Source organism: Asaia platycodi JCM 25414 (genome assembly GCF_000614545.1).
Classification (GTDB): domain Bacteria; phylum Pseudomonadota; class Alphaproteobacteria; order Acetobacterales; family Acetobacteraceae; genus Asaia; species Asaia platycodi.
This window is the reverse complement of sequence record NZ_BAKW01000007.1, coordinates 39,331-61,311: the sequence shown is the minus strand read 5'-3', so window position 1 is coordinate 61,311 and position 21,981 is coordinate 39,331. Positions and strand designations below refer to the sequence as shown.

Annotated in this window: 21 protein-coding genes and 3 pseudogenes; 11 read left to right on the top strand and 13 right to left on the bottom strand. The window is 59.0% G+C overall.

Features of this window, described 5'->3' with window-relative positions:
* Window positions 1–17: 17 nt before the first annotated feature.
* From pyrH to rpoZ, 7 genes are all read right to left on the bottom strand, one after another.
* Complete coding sequence (gene pyrH / locus JCM25414_RS07495; protein ID WP_025841229.1) at window positions 18–746, bottom strand: UMP kinase; 729 nt, start codon at window positions 744–746, stop codon at window positions 18–20.
* Between the two features lie 87 nt (window positions 747–833).
* A complete protein-coding gene (gene era / locus JCM25414_RS07490) occupies window positions 834–1,724 on the bottom strand; it encodes a GTPase Era (RefSeq protein WP_025841228.1) in 891 nt (296 codons plus the stop codon).
* Window positions 1,721–2,470 (bottom strand): ribonuclease III, encoded by a 750-nt coding sequence (rnc, locus tag JCM25414_RS07485; RefSeq protein ID WP_025841227.1) that lies wholly within the window; start codon window positions 2,468–2,470, stop codon window positions 1,721–1,723. Before rnc ends, era begins: the two co-directional genes overlap by 4 nt.
* A gap of 9 nt (window positions 2,471–2,479) precedes the next feature.
* Window positions 2,480–3,274 carry a signal peptidase I gene (gene lepB / locus JCM25414_RS07480; protein ID WP_025841226.1) on the bottom strand — a complete coding sequence of 265 codons (795 nt, stop codon included), beginning with the start codon at window positions 3,272–3,274 and terminating at the stop codon, window positions 2,480–2,482.
* A gap of 43 nt (window positions 3,275–3,317) precedes the next feature.
* Window positions 3,318–3,728: a holo-ACP synthase gene (gene acpS / locus JCM25414_RS07475; RefSeq protein WP_025841225.1), complete on the bottom strand. Its 411-nt coding sequence runs from the start codon at window positions 3,726–3,728 to the stop codon at window positions 3,318–3,320.
* 9 nt (window positions 3,729–3,737) lie between these two features.
* Window positions 3,738–5,993 (bottom strand): RelA/SpoT family protein, encoded by a 2,256-nt coding sequence (locus JCM25414_RS07470; RefSeq protein WP_025841224.1) that lies wholly within the window; start codon window positions 5,991–5,993, stop codon window positions 3,738–3,740.
* 91 nt (window positions 5,994–6,084) lie between these two features.
* Complete coding sequence (rpoZ, locus tag JCM25414_RS07465; protein WP_025841223.1) at window positions 6,085–6,483, bottom strand: DNA-directed RNA polymerase subunit omega; 399 nt, start codon at window positions 6,481–6,483, stop codon at window positions 6,085–6,087.
* Window positions 6,484–6,765: 282 nt separating this feature from the next.
* On the opposite strand from rpoZ, the gene JCM25414_RS07460 reads away from it, so the two are divergent.
* The 4 genes from JCM25414_RS07460 to JCM25414_RS07445 all read left to right on the top strand — a co-directional run bounded on the left by JCM25414_RS07460 (window position 6,766) and on the right by JCM25414_RS07445 (window position 9,544).
* Window positions 6,766–7,371 (top strand): LabA-like NYN domain-containing protein, encoded by a 606-nt coding sequence (locus tag JCM25414_RS07460; RefSeq protein WP_025841222.1) that lies wholly within the window; start codon window positions 6,766–6,768, stop codon window positions 7,369–7,371.
* Window positions 7,372–7,403: 32 nt separating this feature from the next.
* Entirely contained in the window at window positions 7,404–7,811 is a 408-nt protein-coding gene (locus tag JCM25414_RS07455; protein WP_025841221.1) for a uracil-DNA glycosylase family protein, read from the top strand.
* Window positions 7,812–7,937: 126 nt separating this feature from the next.
* The gene (locus JCM25414_RS07450; protein ID WP_025841220.1) at window positions 7,938–8,828 is read left to right on the top strand and encodes an NAD(P)-dependent oxidoreductase; all 891 of its coding nucleotides are present in this window, start codon (window positions 7,938–7,940) and stop codon (window positions 8,826–8,828) included.
* An 86-nt stretch (window positions 8,829–8,914) separates the two neighbouring features.
* On the top strand, window positions 8,915–9,544 hold the full coding sequence (locus tag JCM25414_RS07445) for a superoxide dismutase (RefSeq protein WP_025841219.1): 630 nt from the start codon (window positions 8,915–8,917) through the stop codon (window positions 9,542–9,544).
* An 87-nt stretch (window positions 9,545–9,631) separates the two neighbouring features.
* On the opposite strand, the gene yajC is transcribed toward JCM25414_RS07445, so the two are convergent.
* Entirely contained in the window at window positions 9,632–9,946 is a 315-nt protein-coding gene (gene yajC / locus JCM25414_RS07440) for a preprotein translocase subunit YajC (protein WP_025841218.1), read from the bottom strand.
* 122 nt (window positions 9,947–10,068) lie between these two features.
* Here yajC and JCM25414_RS18200 point away from each other — a divergent pair, with 122 nt between their 5' ends.
* Window positions 10,069–10,911 carry an ATP-binding protein gene (locus JCM25414_RS18200; protein ID WP_035442886.1) on the top strand — a complete coding sequence of 281 codons (843 nt, stop codon included), beginning with the start codon at window positions 10,069–10,071 and terminating at the stop codon, window positions 10,909–10,911.
* A gap of 105 nt (window positions 10,912–11,016) precedes the next feature.
* On the opposite strand, the gene JCM25414_RS07430 is transcribed toward JCM25414_RS18200, so the two are convergent.
* The gene (locus JCM25414_RS07430) at window positions 11,017–13,533 is read right to left on the bottom strand and encodes a TonB-dependent receptor plug domain-containing protein (RefSeq protein WP_025841217.1); all 2,517 of its coding nucleotides are present in this window, start codon (window positions 13,531–13,533) and stop codon (window positions 11,017–11,019) included.
* A gap of 425 nt (window positions 13,534–13,958) precedes the next feature.
* Here JCM25414_RS07430 and JCM25414_RS18195 point away from each other — a divergent pair.
* Both JCM25414_RS18195 and JCM25414_RS07415 read left to right on the top strand, forming a co-directional pair.
* Window positions 13,959–15,016: pseudogene (locus JCM25414_RS18195) on the top strand (Rieske 2Fe-2S domain-containing protein).
* Between the two features lie 9 nt (window positions 15,017–15,025).
* Entirely contained in the window at window positions 15,026–15,988 is a 963-nt protein-coding gene (locus JCM25414_RS07415) for a bifunctional GNAT family N-acetyltransferase/(deoxy)nucleoside triphosphate pyrophosphohydrolase (RefSeq protein WP_025841216.1), read from the top strand.
* Here JCM25414_RS07415 and JCM25414_RS07410 read toward each other — a convergent pair.
* The gene (locus tag JCM25414_RS07410; protein ID WP_025841215.1) at window positions 15,925–16,881 is read right to left on the bottom strand and encodes an SMP-30/gluconolactonase/LRE family protein; all 957 of its coding nucleotides are present in this window, start codon (window positions 16,879–16,881) and stop codon (window positions 15,925–15,927) included. The genes JCM25414_RS07415 and JCM25414_RS07410 overlap by 64 nt on opposite strands.
* Window positions 16,882–16,986: 105 nt before the next feature.
* Between JCM25414_RS07410 and JCM25414_RS07405 the strand changes: the two genes are divergently transcribed.
* Window positions 16,987–17,739, top strand: coding sequence for a competence/damage-inducible protein A (locus JCM25414_RS07405; RefSeq protein ID WP_025841214.1), 753 nt, complete (start codon window positions 16,987–16,989; stop codon window positions 17,737–17,739).
* Between the two features lie 78 nt (window positions 17,740–17,817).
* Here the strand turns inward: JCM25414_RS07405 and JCM25414_RS07400 are convergent, their stop codons facing one another.
* The 3 genes and pseudogenes from JCM25414_RS07400 to JCM25414_RS07390 form a co-directional block, all read right to left on the bottom strand.
* A complete protein-coding gene (locus JCM25414_RS07400) occupies window positions 17,818–18,774 on the bottom strand; it encodes an acetyl-CoA carboxylase carboxyltransferase subunit alpha (RefSeq protein WP_025841213.1) in 957 nt (318 codons plus the stop codon).
* 45 nt (window positions 18,775–18,819) lie between these two features.
* Window positions 18,820–19,700, bottom strand: a pseudogene (locus tag JCM25414_RS24805) (tyrosine recombinase).
* A 62-nt stretch (window positions 19,701–19,762) separates the two neighbouring features.
* Window positions 19,763–19,999, bottom strand: coding sequence for a hypothetical protein (locus JCM25414_RS07390; RefSeq protein ID WP_025841212.1), 237 nt, complete (start codon window positions 19,997–19,999; stop codon window positions 19,763–19,765).
* A 107-nt stretch (window positions 20,000–20,106) separates the two neighbouring features.
* On the opposite strand from JCM25414_RS07390, the pseudogene JCM25414_RS24800 reads away from it, so the two are divergent.
* From JCM25414_RS24800 to JCM25414_RS24795, 3 genes and pseudogenes are all read left to right on the top strand, one after another.
* Window positions 20,107–20,636 (top strand): annotated as a pseudogene (locus JCM25414_RS24800) (shikimate kinase); the annotation flags it as partial.
* Window positions 20,637–20,639: 3 nt separating this feature from the next.
* Window positions 20,640–21,665 carry a 3-dehydroquinate synthase gene (gene aroB / locus JCM25414_RS18185; protein ID WP_369346024.1) on the top strand — a complete coding sequence of 342 codons (1,026 nt, stop codon included), beginning with the start codon at window positions 20,640–20,642 and terminating at the stop codon, window positions 21,663–21,665.
* The gene (locus JCM25414_RS24795) at window positions 21,629–21,826 is read left to right on the top strand and encodes a hypothetical protein (RefSeq protein WP_242403431.1); all 198 of its coding nucleotides are present in this window, start codon (window positions 21,629–21,631) and stop codon (window positions 21,824–21,826) included. The genes aroB and JCM25414_RS24795 overlap by 37 nt, the downstream gene beginning before the upstream one ends.
* Window positions 21,827–21,981 lie beyond the last annotated feature (155 nt).

Below are 21,981 nucleotides of genomic sequence, written 5' to 3'. Positions count from 1 at the left end.
GTCTGGAGGCGTCCAGTTCAAGCCGTTTCGATAATCCGGGTGAAGCGCCCTTCGCCTCGCATCACGCTGGCAAAAGCTCCCGGTGCATGAATATTGAAAACGATGATCGGCAAACGATTTTCACGCGCGAGCGAAATAGCGGTCGCATCCATCACGTTCAGATCGCGGGAGAGCACATCCATATAGGACAGCTCGTCGTAACGCTCGGCGTCAGGCACGCGACGCGGATCCGCAGAGTAAACACCATCGACCTGCGTACCCTTGAGCAGCACATCGCATTCCATCTCATTCGCACGCAGAGCAGCAGCTGTATCGGTCGTGAAGAAGGGGTTACCCGTTCCGGCTGCGAAGATGACAACGCGCCCCTTCTCCATATGACGCACGGCGCGACGGCGGATATAGGGTTCGGCGATCGAGGACATCTGGATGGCCGACATGACGCGCGTATCGATTCCCGCTTTTTCAAGCGCGTTCTGCATCATCAGCGCGTTGATGACCGTCGCCAGCATACCGGCGTAATCGCCCTGGGCACGATCCATGCCCTTAGCGGCAGCCGCCACGCCACGGAAGATGTTGCCACCGCCAATCACGAGGCAGACCTGCACGCCGCTGCGTGAGACCAGAGCAACATCGTTTGCAATTTCTTCAACGATCTGCGGCTCGATGCCGAAAGAGCCCTTGCCCATGAGGGCCTCGCCCGAAACCTTGAGAAGAACGCGCTTGTAGCGTGCAGAAGTTTCGGTCATCGCATCCTCTTTCGTTGCAGTCTCTTGACGGCCATTTCACAACCCGCGCCCCTCTTATAGGGCGCGGCCTGTCCTCACAAGAACTTCTCAGGCGTCATCCAGACCGATCGCCCGCAGTCTGGCCTTTTCCTCATCCCAACCGGCACGCTCGCGCACGTTGAGAAAAAGATGGCAAGGCCGCTCGAGCAGACGCCCCAGATCGAGACGTGCCCGCTCGCCGATGCTGCGAATCTTGCGACCGCCCTCGCCGATCAGGATGGCCTTGTGACCGGGTCGGGAAACATAAATCGTCGCATCGATACGCACCGAACCGTCGGGACGCTCCTTGAAGCTCTCGGTCTCGACAGTGGCCTGATATGGAATTTCCTCATGCGTCTGCATGAAGATCTGTTCACGTACCAGCTCAGCCGCCAGCAGACGGTCAGGCAGATCGGTCAGATCGTCTTCAGGATAAAGATAAGGCCCCTCGGGGAGTTCCGCAGCAAGGTTATCGAGCAGATCGTCCACACCATCGCCAGAGCGGGCGCTCAGCATGAAGACATGCTCGACGGCCAGTTGCTCGGTGATCGCCTTGGTCAGGGGCAGAAGCTGCTGGGCACCGATCAGGTCGGTCTTGTTCAGTACGAGCCACACGCGGCGCTTCTGCTTGGCAAGCGTTTCAATGACGGCCTGCGATTCCTCACGAATACCAGCCTTGGCGTCGATCAGCAGAAGCGAGATATCGGCATCCTGAGATCCGGTCCAGGCGGCCGCCACCATTGCACGATCAAGCTTGCGTCTCGGCTTGAAAATGCCCGGCGTATCGACAAGCAGAATCTGCGTGGTCTGACGCATCAGGATGCCAAGCACCCTGAAACGCGTCGTCTGCGCCTTGGGGCTCACGATCGACAATTTGGTGCCGGTCATGCGGTTGATCAGAGTAGATTTTCCGGCATTCGGCGCCCCGACAAGGGCGACGAAACCACAACGTGTCGTCATCTTCTATCCTTCGTGCCTTTACGGCTACGGTTCAATCGCCGGAGGAGGGCGGTCGCCGCCTCGCTCTCGGCCTGGCGCTTGCTTCCTGCCACGCCCTCACCTGCCTCACCCATAGCAGAAACCGCAACCGTAAAGCGCGGAGCATGCGAAGGGCCTTCCATCAACAGGGTCTCGTATTCCGGCAAGGCAGAGCCGCGTGCAAGCACAAATTCCTGCAAGGCCGTCTTCGGGTCTTTGGGCGGGGTTATCTGCGAGAGAAGCAGATCATTCCATTTTTCGCGTACGAGGCGGCGCGCTGGCTCCAGCCCGCCATCGAGATAGATCGCGCCCAGCAGCGCTTCCATCGCATCGGCCTGCACATTGGCGAGGCCGCGAATATTGGCCTGCTCCTCATGCTCGGCAATACGCAGTGCCCCGGCCACGCCGACACTTTCGGCAATGGGCGCCAGCGCGTTGCGTGACACAAGGGACGCGTGACGCGGCCCGAGCGCACCCTCAGGCTCATTTGGAAACTGCTCGAGTAGCCATTCCGCCATAAGCAGCCCGAGGACACGGTCGCCGATGAATTCAAGGCGCTCATTCGAGACTGTATCGACCGACTTCACGCCACCACGCGGCGCGCGGCGCCCTTGCCGTGACGACACTGCGGAGCGATGGGTCAGGGCCTGACGCAGCAGCCCCTGATCCGCAAAGCGGTGCCCGAGAGCCTTTTGAAGCGCATCGAGATTGTCGTCATGACCACTCATGACAGAGCCTCAGTGCATCGTCGCAAAAAGATGGCTCCACCGTATCTCGAACGGCCACTGCCAGAACTGCCAGAGAGGGTGAACGGCCTCGTAGGAGAAGAACACAAAGCGTGCCTTGCCAACCAGATTGACCATGGGGACGTAACCGAGATCGACACCGTTATCGCGCTGGAACCGGCTGTCGCCGCTATTATCCCGATTATCTCCCATCGCGAAAAAATAGCCTTCCGGCACAATATATTCGCGCGTGTCGTTCTGCTCGCCCTCATCAGTCTGCTTCAGGATCTGATGCGTGACGGGGCCTGCACCCGCGCTTCCGGGAAGAGTCTCGAGATACCGTATGCCTGTCTGGGGCAAACGATTTTCGTCCATCACTGAATAGGCGCCGAGCGACTGGCGCGGCACCAGGGTCCCATTCAGATAAAGCTCGCCCGCACGCATCTGGATATGATCGCCAGGCAGACCGATGATACGCTTGATGTAATCGATCGAGTTATTCTGGGTATAACGGAACACAGCCACATCGCCGCGATGCGGTGTCGTCTCCCAGATACGACCGTCAAAAAGATGAGGCGAGAACGGCATCGAAAATCGTGACCAGCCATAATCGAACTTGGTGACGACGATGTAGTCGCCGACCTGAAGGGTCGGAATCATCGACGCGCTCGGAATATTGAACGGTTCGACAAAAACCGTTCGTATCGCCAGCAACACGATGATCCAGATCGCAACGAAGCGAACGATCTCCAGAGGGGTGTCTTCTTTTCGCTTGGAGGGCGAAGCCTCCGGATTCATTTCGGTCATTTCCGGTTCTTAGCGCAGATAGTGGGGATTTGGCGACAGCCTATCACGCTTGCTGTGAGATCGACTGCACGATCACATAGGCAATCGCATACGGAGTCTCGTCACTGAGACTCACCTGGATATCGGCGCGCTCTCCCGGCAGAGCCAGGGCGCTGAGATATTCGGCAGCCTTCCCGCTCAGATGCAGCACCGGCTTGCCGAGCGCGTCATGGCGCACTTCGATATCTGTCAGTTCAACGCCATTGCGAAAGCCGGTCCCGAGCGCCTTTGCACAGGCCTCCTTGGCCGCCCAGCGTTTGGCCAGAATGCCGAGACGCCCATCGCCCTTGCGCGTATTGGCGTAAGCTATTTCAGCGGGGGTGAAGCCGCGTTCCAGAAAGCGGTCTCCTGAGCGTTCGAGCGCGCGCGCAATGCGCCGCATGTCACACAGATCCGTGCCAATCCCCCGTATCATGACATCAGATCAGTTCTTCGTGCGCTCAACCTGCATGACACCTTGGGCAGAACGCAACGCCGCGATCATCGCAGAAAGATGCCGAACATCGCGCACTTCAAGATCAACAAGAATTTCCATGAAATCGAGCTGGCGGTTGAGAATACGCAGATTGACCACGCTGCCATTATGTTTGGAGGCCGTGTTCGTGAGCGTTGTCAGCACAGCGGATTCATTAGCCGCGATCACACTCACCCGGCCGATATGCGGGGCGCCACGCTCACCCTGCGCCAAGGCCTCGTAGTCCCAGTCGATTTCGAGAAAACGCTCGGGTGTGGAAGAGAACGCGCTGAGATTCTGGCAGTGACGCTGATGGATGGTAACGCCCTTGCCCTGCGCAATGATCCCCACGATAGGATCGCCCGGCAACGGGTGACAACATCCGGCGAAGTGAGTGGCAATTCCCGACCCGATACCATTGATGATCGAGCCGCTCTTCGCGCCATAGCGTGCCGGGGCGCCGATACCGCCACCGAGACGCCCCGATAGGCCCGGAACCATACGCGGCGCGCGGTGGGTCTGGCGCAGTTCGGGATAAGCAGCGTTGACAACGTCACGCGGCCCGAGTTGCCCCGTGCCCACGGCCACATAAAGATCTTCGATACTCGGCTGACGCAGATCACGCAGGAGGGTCTCAAGCACCTTCTCACTGCCATCGACACCTTCCTGACGAAAAGCCTTGGCCAGAGCGGTGCGCCCCGTGTCGAGATTGACCTGACGCTGCTGAAGCGCGACGTAGCGCCGGATACGCGCCCGCGCCTTGCCGGTAACCACAAAACGCTCCCATGAGGCGGAAGGCGTTCCCCCACGCGCGGTCATGATTTCGACCTGATCGCCGTTCTGCAACTCATGCCGCAGCGGCATCAATCGGCCATTGATCTTGGCGCCCACGCAAGCATCGCCCACCTGGCTATGCACGGCGTAAGCGAAATCGACTGGCGTTGCGCGGCGCGGCAGGGAAATGAGCTGGCCCTTGGGCGTAAAGCAGAAAACCTGATCCTGATAGAGCTCAAGCTTGGTGTTCTCGAGGAACTCGTCTGGCGCTTCGGAATCTTCGAGAATTTCAAGAAGATCTTGCACCCAGCGCAGCTTGTTCAACCCCAGCGCAGCGACTTCACTGCTCGAAGCCTGCGCTGCATCGCGCTCCTTATAGGCCCAATGGGACGCCACACCGTTTTCGGCAAAATCATGCATATCGGCGGTGCGTATCTGGATTTCGATCTTCTGATTGCGTGGCTGACGCAGCGTAACTCCCGTATGGAGACTCTGGTAGCCATTTGCCTTCGGGGTCGAAATGTAGTCCTTGAAGCGCCCGGCGATCATGGGATACGCGCCATGAATGGCGCCAAGCGCAGCGTAACAGGCATCACGCGACGGCACGATCACACGGAATGCCATGATGTCCGAGAGCTGCTCAAAAGCGACATTGCGCTTCTGCATTTTTGCCCAGATCGAAAAGGGCGATTTTTCACGCCCCGTTACATCGACATGGTCGAGACCGACCTCGGCACAGAGCGCTTTAAGCTCCGCGCGAATTTGCTCGATAATATCGGCACCGTGCCCGCGCAGAAAATTCAACCGTGCCCGGATCGTAGCATCGGCCTCAGGCTCCAGTTGCTCGAAAGAGAGATTCTGCAGCTCCGTCTTGACCCGATCCATACCGATGCGCTCAGCGAGCGGCGCATAGATATCCATGGTCTCGCGCGCAATACGCAGGCGTCTATCCTGACGCTGCACGTAATGCAGCGTACGCATATTGTGAAGACGGTCGGCAAGCTTGACAATAAGCACGCGGATATCGCGTGACATCGCCAGAACGAGCTTGCGGAAATTTTCGGCCTGTTTGGTACGGTCCGACTGAAGCTCGAGCCTGGTCAGTTTGGTCACACCATCGACGAGACTGGCGACCGTCTCACCAAAACGCTCCTTCAAAAACGCCTGGGTGATGCCTGTATCTTCGACCGTATCGTGAAGCAGTCCCACCACGATGGACGGCACGTCCATGCGGAAACCCGCGAGGATATTAGCGACGGCGATCGGGTGAATGATGTAGGGTTCGCCGTTATCGCGCTTTTGTTCACGATGCGCCTTTTCGGCCACTGCGTAGGCTTCTTCAACGCGAGCGAGGTCTGCGTGAGGATCGTAACCTGCGATGCGGCGCAGCAAACCGGAAATTGACGGAATTGAGGCCGGCATTTCAGCGTCAGGGAGAAGGGTGTCAGACATGCCGGTGCTCTCTCCCAGTTTCGATCAGGCCCGGATTTCGTCAGGCGCAGAAACGATACCGGACCACAAAAAGGCCCGGTATCGCAAGAGATTAGCGGCGGCCGCGCCCTCCGAATTCCGCTTCAAAGGACGCTTCCAGCTCGGCCGGGGACATCGTCTCCGCCATATGGGCATGCTCTTCCTCGGTAGAAACATCCTGCAGACCGAAAATATTCTGATCGGTCGGAATGAGATCCATGACCTCTTCGTCAACCGGCTCAGGCTCAGGCGCACGGGCAAGGGAACGTACGATACCGTCCTTGAGCGCGCCCAGATTGACTTTTTCTTCTGCGATTTCGCGCAGGGCAACCACCGGGTTCTTGTCGTTATCGCGTTCGAGAGTCATTTCCTCGCCGCGTGAAAGGCCGCGGGCGCGCTGCGCAGCAAGGAGAACGAGCTCGAAGCGGTTCGGAACCTTTTCGATGCAGTCTTCAACGGTTACGCGTGCCATAAACTTTTCCCAACCAATATACGCAGATCCACGAGAATTGCATCGGCTATCACAAATACCCGTTCCGAGCAAACATTCCCTCTATCGGACCACGCTGCGGACACAAGTGCAACGAATGCGGATTGGCAGACCAACAAAAGCGACGGGGACGATAAGATGACAAGTGGCGATAAAGCAATGATATTGCTGTATTCTCGGTTCAGAATTCGTTAAACCACAGTTTGAGATTATTTTTTCTGTGACAACCGCTAAACGTCACAGTTTTTCTGCGATAGGTAAAAGATGCTCGATAAAAATGAGAGAACTGCCGTATTTATAGATGGTTCGAGCCTATATTATACCGCCAAGACTATTGGATTTGAAGTAGACTACAGAAGATTGCTGCGTTATTTCAAAACAAATACAAAACTATTGCGCGCCTATTATTATGCCGCAATCCCGGAAACCGAGGAGTATTCGCCACTCAAACCCCTGACTGACTGGCTGGCCTATAACGGTTTCATGCTGGTTACCAAGAACGCCCGGGAATTCACCGATCAGACCGGCAGACGCCGGTTGAAGGGCAACATGGATGTCGAGCTTGCAGTCGACCTCATGGAGCTCGCTGACCGGATCGATCATGCCGTGATCTTCAGTGGTGATGCCGATCTTCGCCGCGTCGTAGAGGCCATTCAGCGGCGTGGTGTACGCGTCACAGCCGTATCGTCCCTGCGTTCCTCTCCGTCGCTCATCGGTGACGATTTACGCCGTCAGGTCGATCAGTTCATCGAGCTGGGCGACATCGCAGGTGAATTCACGCGACGCCAGGGCGATGCCCCAGCCAGAACACGCTCCGCCCCGGTACGTCACCCAGCTGATATCGTAACCGATGACGACCTTGAAGACTGATACGCTTCTTCAGGCTCGATGACCGCTTCGATATGGACAGAACAGCTTCCGGCCACGAGAAGGCCTGCATTCTCGTCGTAAGTCTCGCCGAAGTCTCACCAGGCCTGCGGGACGGAATAGAGACACAAATGTGCCGGCAGAGCGTCCGAATAATTGATACGAGGATCGTCTTTCATCATCTCGAAAGAGCGCGGTCGGACTGGTCGATCCGTTCTGCGATGCAGGATGTCGAAGCAATTAGCCTGGGCGAGTTGCTTGCATCCCTAACCAACCTGAAACTGGTGATCACGTTCGGTGTTGCAGCGCATCTTTCCACCATCAGTGCCTATGGCATGGGGTGGACTCGCGTTCCTTTCCGCCCCGGCAAAATGACCGCCCTGCCTGACGGCTGGTGCTGGCCAACCTCCCCGCCGCGCAAGGGAAACATATTGACACAATAGCAGCACTACTTGCACAAATACCCCCCGCTCTCGGAGCGGCGCTGTCGGTTTAGTCCTTCGGGCGCGCAACCTGTGTCACGTCGGTGCTTTAGTCAGCAGCACAATGCGTGAAAAGGTATGACGAGAATGACTGGACAACAGATCGGCTTTGTCGGCTACGGCGCCATGGGCGCTCTCATGGGGCAAAACCTCAGAAAGGCCGGTTTCGGCGTGAGCGCCTATACGCCGTCGGGCCGACAACAGGATGCACAGACGCCCGTGGTGAAAACGGCCTCCACACTTGCAGCGCAATCGGATATTCTCATCCTCTGCGTACCTAATGACGCCGCGGTCTTTGCATCGGTCGAAGGCGATGAAGGGATCCTTGCCGGAGCCCGCGCTGGCACGCTCGTTCTCAATACCAGTACGATTTCGCCAGAAGCGACCGACAAGCTGCACGCTCTCGCGCAGAGCACGGGATTGCGCTTTGTCGATTCTCCGATGTCAGGAAGCACCCCTGAAGCCGAGAAGGGCGAGCTTGTCATGCTGGTTGGCGCGTCACATGACGACCTTGAGGCCGCTCGTCCTGTATTGAGCGCCATCGGCAAATTGAGCATTCATGCAGGAGGGGTCGGCGCAGGAACGCGGCTCAAACTCGTCATCAACGGTATCATGGGAGCCACGCTCAATGTCATTGCCGAGGCTGTCGGATACGGACTGTCGAGCGGTCTGGATCGCGCAATGCTCTATGAGGCCCTTGCGCAGGTCGCGGTGATCTCACCTCATCACAAGCGCAAACTGGCCGGTGCCGAACGCGGCGATTTCACCGCCCAGTTTCCGACACGCCTGATGTCGAAGGATATGGGGTTGCTCGTTTCGGCAGCGCGCAGCACACACAGCTTCTGCCCTTCTATTGCTGTTGCTGATCAGGCCCTCGCGCTCTCCAGCAAACGCCACGCCAATGACGATTACGCGGCCTTGCTCGGCGCGATCGAAAAGAGTGTGGTGCACCAGCCGGATCCTTCCGGAAAAGCGTGATCACCGTCGGGCCCCGACGGGTTGACGAAACCCGTCTGGCAACATAGCTGCCTTGGGAGACCAAGCAGCTCCGCTTTGTCCCCACCATGATAGTCCAGGAGACGCACCATGCTTTCGAACTGCCGTCCCTCCCCTACCAGACCAGCGCCCTTGCCGCTTCGGGCATGTGCCAGGAAACCCTTGAGCTGCATCACGGCAAGCACCATCAGGCCTATGTCACGGCGCTGAACGGCTTTGTCGAAGCCAAGCCGGAGCTTCAGGGCAAGAGCCTCGAAGAAATCATTCTCGCCGTGAAGGGCGACGCCGCTCAGGCTCCTGTCTTCAACAATGCGGGTCAGCACTGGAACCATATCCTGTTCTGGAAGAACCTTGCCCCGAATGGCGGTCAGATACCCTCTAAGCTCGCCGCCAAGATCGATTCCGATCTGGGTGGTCTCGATGCGTTCAAGGCCGCCTTCAAGCAGGCTGCGATCTCGCAGTTCGGTTCGGGCTGGGCATGGCTCGTTCTTGGCGCCGATGGCAAGCTCGCCGTCACCAAGACCCCCAATGGCTCGAACCCGCTCGCTGAAGGCCAGGGACGCGCGCTGCTCGGCCTCGATGTGTGGGAGCACGCCTATTATCTGGACTTCCGCAATCGTCGTCCGGACTACATCACGAACTATCTCGACAAGCTCGCCAATTACGAGTTCGCCGAGGCGGAACTGCTTTCCGCCTGATCCCGCAACGGGTCAACAAAAAACCGGCTTCCTCGCGGAGGCCGGTTTTTCTGTTTCTGGTACCCGGATCTAACGTCGAGGCCAGAATTACTTGGCAGCCTTGGCACCGTCATTGGCAGGCTTTGCCGTGCTGGTCAGAACCTGCGACACGTTTTCACGCATCAGCTGGATCTTCACGCCGGGAGCGATCTCGACCTCGATCTCCTTCGTGCCGTCGCGTGAAAGCTGCACCGTACCAATAATGCCACCGCTGGTCACAATGCGGTCACCACGGCGCAGGGCATTGAGCTGGGCCTTGAGCTCTTTCTGGCGCGACTGCTGCGGGCGAATGAGCACGAAATAGAACACGACGAACACGAGGATCATCGGGAGGAATGAGATAATCCCGCTGTTGGCGAGCATGCGTTTCTTCCATATGTCGATAGATAAGGGACCGGACGCGCCCGAAAGCCAGCCCGATTGGCCCGGACCATAATAGGTCGCGCCCGCTCGTCAAGCATAGTCACGGAGCAAGGGACACACCCATGGACGTCGTTCTGATCGAAAAACTCGAGCGCATCGCCAGCGCACTCGAGCGCCTGTCTCCCGCTCCCGCCAGCCCGGCGACCCTCGAAGGCAGCGACGCCTTCATGTGGCAAGGCAGCGCCGCGACATTGCGCGCCGTCGCACAGGTTCAGGGGGTCGATCTCTCCTTGCTGCGCGGTATCGACCGACAGACAAGGCTTGTGCTTGAAAATACGCGTCATTTCGCGGCGGGCCGAAGCGGCAATAACGTCATGCTCTGGGGTGCGCGAGGAATGGGCAAATCCTCGCTAGTCAAAGCCTGCTTTGCCGAAGCCAATCGAGCGCATCCCCACGCACTGGTTCTGATCGAAATCCAGCGCGACGATCTCTCCACCCTGCCCCGACTTCTGGATATTCTGCGCGCCCAGCCCCGACGCTGTATCGTGTTCTGCGATGATCTCTCTTTCGAGACGCAGGACGCCGATTACAAATCGCTCAAATCGGTTCTCGATGGTGGTATCATGGGACGACCGGAGAATGTGCTGTTTTACGCCACTTCGAACCGGCGCCATCTGATGCCGCGCGACATGATGGAAAACGAGAGCGGCAGCGCCATCAACCCGCAGGAAGCCGTAGAGGAAAAAGTCTCACTGTCAGACCGCTTCGGGCTCTGGATCGGCGTGCATGGCTGCAATCAGGAGACCTATCTTGCCATCGTCGATGGCTATGCCGCCCATCGCAAGCTTGAAATCTCCAAGGAGGCCCTGCATCGCCACGCACTGGAATGGGCCATGGAACGCGGCGGCCGCTCGGGGCGCGTGGCTGCCCAATTCATTGATCATCTGAGCGCGACACTCGGATGAGAAGAACCGGACTGGTTTGGCACCAGCCCGGTCAGGGGCAACCCTGAAAAACATGATGCACTCACGGGGGCCGGAGAATCGGCCCCTGCACCAGCTGATATCCGATCAGAACGTCGCGTTCAGGCGACCGTAGTAATAGGCGCCATAAATCGGGACACCAGACGAGTCGGTATCGTAAATCTTCGGCCCCAGATAATTAAGTGTCGGGTTCACGTGACGCGGGCGCTGGTTGAAGATGTTGTTCGCGCCGATAGCGAAGTGCCAGTGCTCGGTAAAGCGATAACCAACTTCAAGATCGGTCAGCCAGGTCGGGGTGTTCTTGAATTCGGCCCATTCAGTATTGGAGTATTTGAGCGCAGCCGGAGCCAGATCTTCATAGGTCATCAGCGACTTGGTCTCGCCGTAACGGGTCTGACGCAGGTTCACGTCCCACTGGTGATAGGTCCAGTAAGCGTTCAGGATCAGCTTGCTGCGCGGTGAACCCGTGGTGAGATAACCCACCGTCTGGGCATTCGCGGCAGGATCGCCGAAAGCATTGGTATTGATGTGGCTGATGCGCGTGCGGTTGAGGTTGAGCATCGCGCTGAGATTAAGCGTCCCGAAGCGATGCAGATGCAGCAGATAATCCGATTGCAGATCGAGCCCCTGTGTACGCGTGCTGGCCACATTGGCAAAGTAATTCGCCGTCACGTTGTCCAGCTCGATCCCACTCGGCAGATTGACGCCGGTAAGGGCGATGGCGTCCAGCGCGGTCTGACCATTGACTGTAGCCGAGCCGATAATGCGATCGCGGATGTTGATCTGATAGACGTCAACCGAGACGTGCCAGTCCTTGAGCGGCTCGGCAATAATACCACCCTCGGCGCTGGTCGATCTCTCAGGCTTCAGACGCTGGGCACCGATAGTCTGGCCAGCAGCGCCAACCGTCTGAAGGAGACCCGAAGCACCGGTCGGCGACACGTTGAGCGCCGAATAATATTGCTCGGGCATGGTCGGCGCACGGAAACCGTTGCTGATCGTGCCACGGATCGCCAGCTTGCTGGTGATGTCGTACCGCGTCGTGACCTTGCCGTTCTCGGTGTTACCCATGTCGGTGTAATGCTCGAAGCGCCCGGCAAAATCGAGATCCCAGTGCGGCAGCGGGTGGAAATCGCCGTCCAGATAACCAGCCCAGATGTTACGCTGCCACTGCCCTGCATTCTGCGGCGTAAGACCGGCAAAACCCTGCGTGCCGCCCAGCTCATACGAGGCCGGCTCGCCCGCCTTGATCTTGTACATCTCGAGGCGATGCTCGGCTCCGAAGGCCAGCGTCATCGGCACGACATCGGCAATACGGAAATTGCGTCGCGCGTCGAAATTGCTGGTCCACTGGGCGAGCGAATAGCTCTGGGCACGCACGGTGGTCGGCGAGAAGCCATACGCCTTGTAGTAATTCGGGTTGAAGGTGTTCTTGTTCCCGATATCGTCGTCATCCTGACCGTAGAGCGTACTCAGATCCCAGCTGAAGCCGAAGAGATTATCGCCCTTGATGCCCAGATTGGCCTGAAAATCATTCTCTTCAATGGTCTCGAGCGGCGAGAACCCATAAGGGAAGGCGCTCGGTGCCACGGTGGGGGTACGATAGTTTTCATAGGCCTCGGAGTGACGATGGGCATAGGTGATCAGACCATAGGTCTCGATGCCTTCCGTGATGCCCTTGCCCCATTCGATGGAGAGATTTTCGCGCGTCTCCTCGGGGTTGGAGAGAATCTTGTTCGAGTTCGCAGGCCAGCTCGAAGTCGGAGTCCAGCGATGATCGTTGGTGCTCTTGAGGTTCGAGACCCAGTGATCGGTGTGATAGACCTGACCACTCAGATGAACGAAGCCGTCATTGCCCCATTTCAGACCGCCATCGGCGCCGATCAGATACTGCCAGCCATCGCCGTTATACGCATTGGCGCCGGTCTGAGCGACGGTGTTGATCCCATGATTGGTCTTCTTGGTGATGATGTTCACAACGCCCGCAATAGCATCCGACCCATAAAGTGCGGCTGCGCCATCACGCAGAATTTCAATGTGATCGATGGCCCCTGCCGGGATCATGTTCAGATCGACGGGCGTCGAGCCCTGCTGCGGACCGTTATCGGCATAGATATTGGCGGTCGTATTGCGACGCTTGCCGTCGACCAGCACCAGCACTTCGTTCGGGTTGAGACCACGCATACGAATTGCGGAGGTCAGCGCCCCGGCATCGGCGCCATTGGCTGTGACCGTAATCGACGGATCGACACGCGTGATGGCATCGGCAAGGTTGAGCTGGCCCGAACGACGCAGTGTGGCAGCAGAAACGACCGTTACCGGCACAGCGCTGTCCCGCGCCTTGCGGTTGAACGCATGAGTGCCGGTCACAATGACGGATTCACCGCTGTCGCCGCTCGCATCGCGGGCCTTGCGTGTGCGGATTTTCGGAACCGAAGCCAGAGCCTGGCCTGAGCCGATCGACGTCCTGCTATGGGCTGTGGCGGTCTTTTTCGCTTTGGGCGTCGTCTGTTCAGCCGGCTGGGTGGCAGCCTGAGCATAAGTGAACCCGAAAGGAAGGGAGAGAAGGGTCGCTGCCGCAAGTATTCTTCGTTTTGTGAACATCGTTCGAGCTGTCTCTCCATGGGAACTTCAACAGGGGACAGTCTATGCAGTAATGAAAAATCGTTACAACATCGAAAAGGATATTTCTTTCGCTATCGGATCGATTGCGACAAAAAAAACACAGTTTGTTGCACAAAGCCAGCGTAAACCGCCTCTCTGACGCAATATTCTTTCTCTTGTCCCAACGCGCCCGCATGAAACTTGCTCGCCTCGCCCCTGTGCCATAAAGGCGCTGTTCCCCTTTGCCGCAAGCCTGCTAGTGTCGGGTTGCGTATCATCATGCACAATCTCAGGGCTGGGTTTCAGGGGACGCACCTGCCAAGGATGCCAGCCAGGAGGAGGTCACGACAGGAATACCCATGACGGAAAGCCTTACTCTCGACACCACGACCCACAAGCCGGCTGAACAACGCTGCTCAGACGCCATACGGCTGGGCAAGGACACGGTCGATCTGCGACGGGTCAAATGCGATCCGAATTACTGGTATCCTGTCGCCTGGTCGCACGAGCTCAAGAAGGGCAAGACCATCGCCACGCGCTTTGCCGGTCAGCCCATCGCGCTTATCCGCCCGCAGGAAGGCAGCGTCTTCGCACTTGAAGACCGATGCGCGCATCGTCAGGTGCCGCTCAGCAAGGGCCGTGTCGAGGGTGAGGCCGTGCAGTGCTGCTATCATGGCTGGGCCTATGGTCGCTCCGGACGCTGCATCGACGTTCCCTATCTTGGCAAGGGCAAGCTTCCAAATGGCGTGCGCACCTATCCTTGCCGCGAAGTCGAAGGCTGATTTTCGTCTTTCCCGGCGATGCCGAAAAAGCCGAAACTACGCCTTTCCCCCAGCTCGGATCGGTGGCCGATCCGGCCTACAAGACCCGACGCTTCGGTGAACAGGTGAAGTGCCATTACAGCTTCATGCATGAAAATCTGATGGATATGAATCATCAGTTCATGCACTCGAAGCAGATGGGCAAGATGAAGCCGCGCTATCTGGGCGGGGAGAACGAACCCCGCATGGTCGAGGCGCGCTACAGTTTCGCACGCGTGGGTGGTAAGCAGCCCTGGGGTGAAGCACTGATCTTCGGCGAACGTCGCGATGCGAGTGCCAAATTCGCCCATCGCGATGTCATGACGATCCGCACCGTCTATCCTTATCAGACGCTGCATATTCGCACGGAAGACGAACCGCCGGTCATGGATCTGTGGATCGTCTATGTGCCGCAGGACGAAGACCACCTGACCTGCCGCGTTTTCGGGCTGCTGTCGATTCGTCGCCCCAAGCTGAAGGGGGCGCTCGAACTCGCCTGGCCGCTTCTGGTTGGATTCACCAACCGCATCTTTGCCGAAGACCGCGAGATCGTGGAGCTTGAGCAGAATGCCTGGCGCGAACTGGGCGGGGACCGTAACCAGGAGGTCTTCCCGGTCATCAATGCGTTGCGCGATCTCTTGCGGCGCTCGGGTGTCCAGCCGGACACAGCCGCCGCGGAGTAACTCTGTAGAATGAGCCTCTCGCTCGACGTCGCCCCCTATACACTCCGCCCCCTCCGCGCCGATGATGGCGCGGCGGTGCATCGTCTGGTCAATGACTGGAGTGTGGTGCGTATGCTCAGCCACCTCCCCTTTCCCTATCCCAGGGAATTGGCCGATCAGTGGATCATGAGCACCATCGATCGCCAGACAGCGGGCACAGCCTGGCATTTCGCCATATGCGAGGGTGAGACCCTGATCGGCTGTATCGGCCTTTCGCTTGGTCATCCCAATCAGGGCGCCAGGATCGGCTATTGGGTCGGGCGTCCTTATTGGCAAAAGGGAGTCGCGACAGCCTGCGTCCGCCCGGTTGTGGACTGGGCGTTCGATACCCTGCCCGTTTCTCATATTCTCGCCGATGTTGCGGAAGATAATCTGGCTTCTATCGCGCTACTTGAAAGAATGGCGTTCGTGCGCTCGGGCACGACGCGCGTGCCGTTTCTCTCACGCGGACCGGACCCGTACCCCGTTCTGACCTATTGCAGAGAGCGCGCAACGACAATGGTCGCGAACCGAAACGATCCAGCCGCCCCGCGCATCCTGCTTGTCGTCGCTGGCGTATTGATCGACGCTGCAGGCCGCATCCTTCTGGCGCAACGACCGCCCGGGAAGCCCCTCGCAGGGCTATGGGAGTTTCCTGGTGGCAAGGTGGAGCCGCATGAGGCACCGGAACAGGCGCTGATACGCGAAATGCACGAGGAACTCGGGATCGATATCGCGTCTGGCTGTCTCGCACCTTTTACCTTCGTCTCGGAAAATATCGGCGCGCGCCATCTCCTGATGCCGCTTTATGTCTGCAGACGCTGGCGCGGCCAGCCTGCCGGTAAAGAAGGGCAAGCACTGGCCTGGGTTACCGCAGACCAGCTTGATGCTTATCCTATGCCTGCCCCTGACAGGCCTCTGATCCCGCTGCTCAAGGAGCTTCTACTAGGCTGACAGCGCGATACAATGTTGAGGCAGGCCAGCCTTATCAGCCGAAAGGTGAAAAGACTGCCAGAGCGCGGCTGGGCAGCAAGACCCTGCTCTGACACGCCCTTGCGGGCCGTCGTCACATAGGCCGTCTTGCGGTCATCACCACCAAAACACACCTTTGTTACGTTGGCTGCCGGGATGCGGATGGCGAAACGCTCTGACCCTTCCGGGGTAAAACAGCGTACATGCCCACCGCTCCATGTCGAGCACCAGACATTGCCTTCGCAATCCGCCACCACCCCATCGGGATAACCCTCCTCCTCGGGAACACGGACAAAGACCTGCTTGTTATGGAGCTCGCCTTCGGCCGTGATATCGAAGCGGTAGATCACCCCGTTTGGCGTATCACAGGCATAAAGATGCTTTCCGTCAGGCGAGACGGTCGGGCCATTCGACACGACATAGCCCGTATCGTGCTTCCTCAGTACAAATCCGCTTGCCTCATGTGTCACGCTGTAAAGCGACCCTGATGGGTCTTCTTCAGAATCGTCCATCGTACCGAACCATCCCCGCCCATGCAGATCGACGCAACCATCGTTCAGGCGGTTGCCGGGCAGCTCGGGCTCGACATCGAGCGTTTTGGTGAAGCTGCCTTCCTTGGGGTCGAAGCGATAGAGCCCATCCGGCAGCCCTGCGAGAAAGCTGCCATCCTCGACGGGCATGAGAAACGCCACCTTGCCCGGCGCCGCCCAGTGACAGGCCTCGCCCAGAACCGGGCTGAACCGATGGACCTTGCAGTCGTTGATATCGACGAAATAGACGGCATTCTCGCCAGAGATCCAGACGGGGCCCTCACCGAGTTCGGCACGGACGTCGTAAGCGCATGACGCGCAAACCTCGCTATTGGGTTCGGCCATTTCTGTTCTCCCGCGAAAAAGTCATCGATTACTAGAGGTTTAACGCAAGGCGACCCTGTATGGTTGTCGACGTTTTCATTCCTCGTCACTCAGAGGGACTTAGTCATGACTCCCACAGCCTGTCTCCTGATCATCGGCAACGAAATTCTCTCGGGCCGTACGCAGGACGCCAATATCCGTTTCATCGCTACGGGCCTAGCCCAGGCCGGAATCGCGCTTGAAGAAGTGCGCGTCATCCCGGACAAGGCCAGAAAGATCGTCGAAACCGTCGTCACATGTCGCACCCAGTTCGATCACGTCTTCACGACGGGCGGTATCGGCCCGACCCATGACGACATTACCGCAGGATGCGTCGCGGAAGCCGTCGGCGTCCCGCTCGAATGCCATGAAGAGAGTTATCAGGCGCTCGAAGCCTATCTGGGCAAGGAAAAATTCAACAAGGCCCGCCAGCGCATGGCCTGGTTGCCACGCGGCGCCGTTCCGATACGCAATACCGTCTCGATCGCGCCGGGATTCTCCATCGCCAATGTTCATGTGATGGCGGGCGTGCCCTCGATCATGCAATCGATGTTTACGGCCTTGCTACCTACGCTCCAGGGCGGTGCGCCACTCTGTTCGGTCGCCTGGCATGCTGATCTGCGCGAAGGGACGCTGGCCGAGGGGCTCGAAACCATACAGAACGATTTCCCCGAACTCGATCTGGGCTCCTATCCCTTCGAAAGGCCCGATGGGCGCCGGGGCGTGTCTCTCGTGGCCAAGGGTTATGACAGCGAAAAAGTCGAGGCCGCGGGTCAGCGCATCAAGGCACTGATCGAGTCGCTCGGTGTCACGCCAGTTGCGGGCGAACCTGCCCCCTAAAACAACAAAACGCCCGACCTGGCGGTCGGGCGTCCGGACTGTTCATCTCGAAAAGCGGATCGCCCCGCTCTTGCCTCCCTAGAGCGCCTCGCGCCCCATGGCGAGAAACTTCTCGCGGCGCTTGGCAACGAGGCTTTCGCTTTCGTACGGCAGAAGTTCGCCAAGCATATCGCCGATGGCATCGCCCACCGAGGCGATAGCCTCGTCCGGGAAGCGCTGGGCGCCTCCGATCGGTTCAGGAATGATCCGGTCGATCAGGCGCAGCTTGAGCAGATCCTGAGCAGTCAGCTTCAGCGCCTCGGCAGCGGTCGAGGCCTGCTTGGGGTCGCGCCAGAGAATCGACGCAGCGCCTTCCGGCGCGATGACCGAGTAGATGGAATGCTCAAGCATCAGCACGCGATCTCCGGCGCCCAGCGCCACGGCGCCGCCGGAGCCACCCTCACCGATGATGATCGCTATTAAAGGCACGGGAGCACGCAGGCAGCAATCGGTTGAGCGGGCAATGGCCTGAGCCTGGCCGCGCTCTTCGGCATCGATCCCGGGCCAGGCGCCCGAGGTGTCGATGAAGGTGAGAATCGGCAGACCGAATCGCCCGGCCATTTCCACAAGGCGCTGCGCCTTGCGATAGCCCTCGGGCTTGGGCATGCCGAAATTATGGCGCAGGCGCGACTCCATATCAAAACCACGCTCTGTGCCGATCACCATCACGGCCTGGCCGCGGAAGCGGGCCAGACCGCCAACGATGGCCTGATCGTCATGACCGAGGCGATCGCCTGCCAGCGGCGTGTATTCCTCAAGCAGCCCCTTGAAATAGTCGAGGGCGCGAGGGCGCTGGGCATGGCGGGCCACCATCACCTTCTGCCAGGGCGTCAGCTTGGTATAAGCTGCCCGAAGCTGCTTCTCCGCCTTGTCGGAGAGCTTGCCGATTTCGTCGGCGATGTTGATGCCTTCGCCGTCCTTCGCCATCTGACGAAGTTCGGCAATCTTGTTTTCAAGCTCGGCAACCGGCTTTTCGAAATCGAGATACTGACGCATGACCCGCCGATAGCACGGCTTCCATCCCGACAACAATCCGTTGCGTCACGAGACCGTCTCGTCTGAGAGCGGATGATGCTGGGTCAGCACCTGTCTGAGCCGCTCCTGCATCACATGCGTATAGATCTGGGTGGTGGCGATATCGGCATGACCGAGCAGCATCTGCAACGCCCTCAGATCGGCCCCACGCTCAAGCAGATGAGTCGCAAAGGAGTGACGCAGCACATGCGGCGAGACAAGATCGGGGTCGATTCCGGCCCTGATCGCAACCTGACACAGGATCTTGTCGAACCCCTGACGTGTGAGTGGTTTCGACGGATTACGCCCCGGGAAAAGATAGGGGCTCTCGATGTCCCGGTCATGATGCATCAGGCGAGCGCAGCCTCCCTCGCGGCACGGGATACGGGAATGAGCCGCTCACGCCCCCCCTTGCCTCTGATCAGCACCATGGGAGCGTCACGCATGAATACCCTTCCCGGCAGGGTGAGAAGTTCGGAAATACGCAGCCCGGTCGTGTAGAGCAGTTCGAGAGCGGCCCGGCTCACAATATCGCGTCGTGGATCGTCATGCCCGTTGCAGCCCTTGTCGATCAGGGCCGTCACCTGATCCTGCGAGAGCAATCTGGGCAAAATGCTCTGATGCCGTGGCATGACCACAGTTTCAGTCGGATCGGCGGCGCACCATCCTTCCCTCAATGCGAAACGAAAGAACTGCCTGAGACAGGAGAGCCGCCGCGCCATGGTACGCGACGAGAGCCCGGCCTGAGTCTGCAGGGCCATATAGGCAGAGATAGCGGCCCGATCGGCGTTCAGAATTGCGCCTGCGCCGCCCGGTGAAGCATGACGCAGGAAAGCGACGAAATCGTCCAGATCGGCGGCGTAAGCCTGGCGCGTGCGCAGGGCGGCATTGCGCTCAGCGAGCAACATTTCGAGAAAAGCCTCGGCCGCAGGTGGCAGGGCGGTTCCCCGTTTCGTCAAAGAGGGAGCGTTCAGTGTTGAAGCGTCGGGGCGGCGACGGGCTCCGGCATGGCCGGAAGCGGCTGACCGGCCTGCGGCGTTGCCTGATCCCGGGTCGCGGCGAATTGTGTTCCGGGAAGCTCTTTATGCACGATGGTCTGAACCGGCAGAGGCGGGTTCATGCCCAGCTTCAGAAAGGCGCCGCCCAGACCCAGCACGAGCAGAACGAGAAGGGCGAGGGCGATCCTCGGAAAGCTCAACGTGGACATGGAGGCTCCTGAACAATAGGCGCGAAAACGGAATTTCGTCACATAGCCCGACCCGCTCGGGGTCAGGTCGGTGGCGAGTGGCTTTCCTGTATGTTAGCCTTGCATGAATGTCACGCCCCACCTTTTTTTCTGATCGAAACCGAACGATGACCGACCTGCCTGATCCCGTACCGGGATCGGTCTCCCCCCAGATCGCCTCCTCGCACGGCATTATCGTCCTTGTCGGGTTGATGGGCGCAGGAAAGACGACGATCGGTCGGCGCCTTGCGGCTCGACTCGGGCTCGATTTCGTTGATGCCGATCACGAGATCGAAAGGGCTGCCGGGTGTACCATTGCAGAAATTTTCGCCCGCCATGGTGAACCCGCTTTTCGCGACGGAGAGCGACGCGTGATCCAGCGCCTGCTGCAAGGCCCGCCGAAGGTGCTGGCCACTGGCGGCGGAGCTTCATCGACTCCCAGACACGCAGACTCGTCAAGAAACATGCCCGCTCGATCTGGCTGCGCTGCCCGCTGCCCATTCTGGTCAAGCGCGTTTCAGGACGCACGGGGCGCCCGCTTCTCGACAAGGGCAATGTCGAGACAACCCTAGTGACACTTCAGGCACAGCGTCACCCTATTTATGCAGAGGCCGATATCATCGTGGATTGTGGAGATGACAGCGTCGATCACGGCGCCCAGCGTATAATCGAAGCCCTCGAATCTCATGCGCATCCGCTCAGGGTGCCTGTCACGCTGGAATCGCATCATTATGATGTGCTCATCGGTTCGGATCTGATCAGCCGCGCTGGCGCCTATTTGGCGCCTTTCCTGCCGCAGAAGCGCGTCGTAGTCGTCACAGATCAGAATGTCGCGGTCCTGCACCTGCCACGCCTCATGGCTGCTCTGGCCGAGACTGGCATCAAGGCAGAAGCCTTCATCGTGCCGGTAGGCGAGGAATCGAAATCCCTCACGCGCTATGCGCAGCTCATCAACGACATTCTTGACCATGGCATGGAGCGGCGCACGACAGTCATTGGCCTGGGCGGCGGTGTCGTAGGCGATCTTTCGGGTTTCGTCGCATCCAGCATTCTGCGCGGCGTTCCTTTTGTCCAGATCCCGACCACTCTACTATCGCAGGTCGATAGCTCCGTCGGCGGCAAGACGGGGCTGAATGCCCGCGCCGGAAAAAATCTTGTCGGCGCTTTCTATCAGCCGCAGCTCGTGCTGGCCGACAGTTCGGCACTGGCAACCCTCTCGCGTCGCGAGCGGGTCGCGGGCTATGCTGAGATCGTCAAGGCAGGGCTGATCGCAGACCCGGAACTGTTCGCCTGGTGCGAGGCTCATGGCGCCGACATACTGGATGGTGACCCCGCAGCACTTGCCGAGGCCGTTCAGCGGGCCTGCAGCTTCAAGGCGCGCGTGGTCATGGACGACGAGAAGGAAACTGCTGCCCAGGATGGCCGCGCCCTGCTCAATCTGGGCCATTCCTTCGGCCATGCCCTGGAAGCTCATTTCAACTATGACGGGCGTCTTCTGCACGGTGAGGGCGTCTCCATAGGGCTGCATCTCGCTGCGGCTCTCTCGGTTGCCTGGGGCATTGCCCCGAAAGGGACATGCAGCGCCTCGACGCGCATCTGCGCGGTCTGGGCATGCCCGCCGGTCTCGACTGGTTCGACGAAACCCTGAGCGCAGAAGAACTTATCGGTTCCATGGCCCGCGACAAAAAGGTTCAGGACGGGCGGCTGTCTTTCGTGCTGATGCGCGGAATCGGCAAGGCATTTACCAGTCGCGATGTTGAAATGGACACGGTGCGTGACGTTTTGGTGCAGGCGGGGTGCCGGGCGTAACCAAAACGGGGCTGTTTCCTGATTTTCCTTACGAATCAGTCAGTCTCCTCACGATCCGTTGATGATACGAATCAGAAAAAACCCCGTTAGAACGGGGCGCTGCATAAGAAATTGTTAATCGGACGGAATGAAGTGTTGCAGTTTGGACACGGCTA

Coding starts and splice junctions, on each gene's coding strand:
- rnc (WP_025841227.1), bottom strand. CDS start 2,470: ATGAGTGGTCATGACGACAATCTCGATGCGCTTCAAAAGGCTCTCGGG.
- JCM25414_RS07410 (WP_025841215.1), bottom strand. CDS start 16,881: ATGGCCGAACCCAATAGCGAGGTTTGCGCGTCATGCGCTTACGACGTC.
- era (WP_025841228.1), bottom strand. CDS start 1,724: ATGACGACACGTTGTGGTTTCGTCGCCCTTGTCGGGGCGCCGAATGCC.
- JCM25414_RS07400 (WP_025841213.1), bottom strand. CDS start 18,774: ATGCGTCAGTATCTCGATTTCGAAAAGCCGGTTGCCGAGCTTGAAAAC.
- JCM25414_RS07445 (WP_025841219.1), top strand. CDS start 8,915: ATGATAGTCCAGGAGACGCACCATGCTTTCGAACTGCCGTCCCTCCCC.
- JCM25414_RS07460 (WP_025841222.1), top strand. CDS start 6,766: ATGCTCGATAAAAATGAGAGAACTGCCGTATTTATAGATGGTTCGAGC.
- JCM25414_RS18200 (WP_035442886.1), top strand. CDS start 10,069: ATGGACGTCGTTCTGATCGAAAAACTCGAGCGCATCGCCAGCGCACTC.
- JCM25414_RS07390 (WP_025841212.1), bottom strand. CDS start 19,999: ATGTCCACGTTGAGCTTTCCGAGGATCGCCCTCGCCCTTCTCGTTCTG.
- JCM25414_RS07450 (WP_025841220.1), top strand. CDS start 7,938: ATGACTGGACAACAGATCGGCTTTGTCGGCTACGGCGCCATGGGCGCT.
- JCM25414_RS07405 (WP_025841214.1), top strand. CDS start 16,987: ATGACTCCCACAGCCTGTCTCCTGATCATCGGCAACGAAATTCTCTCG.
- JCM25414_RS24795 (WP_242403431.1), top strand. CDS start 21,629: ATGCCCGCCGGTCTCGACTGGTTCGACGAAACCCTGAGCGCAGAAGAA.
- lepB (WP_025841226.1), bottom strand. CDS start 3,274: ATGACCGAAATGAATCCGGAGGCTTCGCCCTCCAAGCGAAAAGAAGAC.
- JCM25414_RS07415 (WP_025841216.1), top strand. CDS start 15,026: ATGAGCCTCTCGCTCGACGTCGCCCCCTATACACTCCGCCCCCTCCGC.
- rpoZ (WP_025841223.1), bottom strand. CDS start 6,483: ATGGCACGCGTAACCGTTGAAGACTGCATCGAAAAGGTTCCGAACCGC.
- acpS (WP_025841225.1), bottom strand. CDS start 3,728: ATGATACGGGGGATTGGCACGGATCTGTGTGACATGCGGCGCATTGCG.
- JCM25414_RS07430 (WP_025841217.1), bottom strand. CDS start 13,533: ATGTTCACAAAACGAAGAATACTTGCGGCAGCGACCCTTCTCTCCCTT.
- yajC (WP_025841218.1), bottom strand. CDS start 9,946: ATGCTCGCCAACAGCGGGATTATCTCATTCCTCCCGATGATCCTCGTG.
- JCM25414_RS07470 (WP_025841224.1), bottom strand. CDS start 5,993: ATGTCTGACACCCTTCTCCCTGACGCTGAAATGCCGGCCTCAATTCCG.
- pyrH (WP_025841229.1), bottom strand. CDS start 746: ATGACCGAAACTTCTGCACGCTACAAGCGCGTTCTTCTCAAGGTTTCG.
- JCM25414_RS07455 (WP_025841221.1), top strand. CDS start 7,404: ATGGACAGAACAGCTTCCGGCCACGAGAAGGCCTGCATTCTCGTCGTA.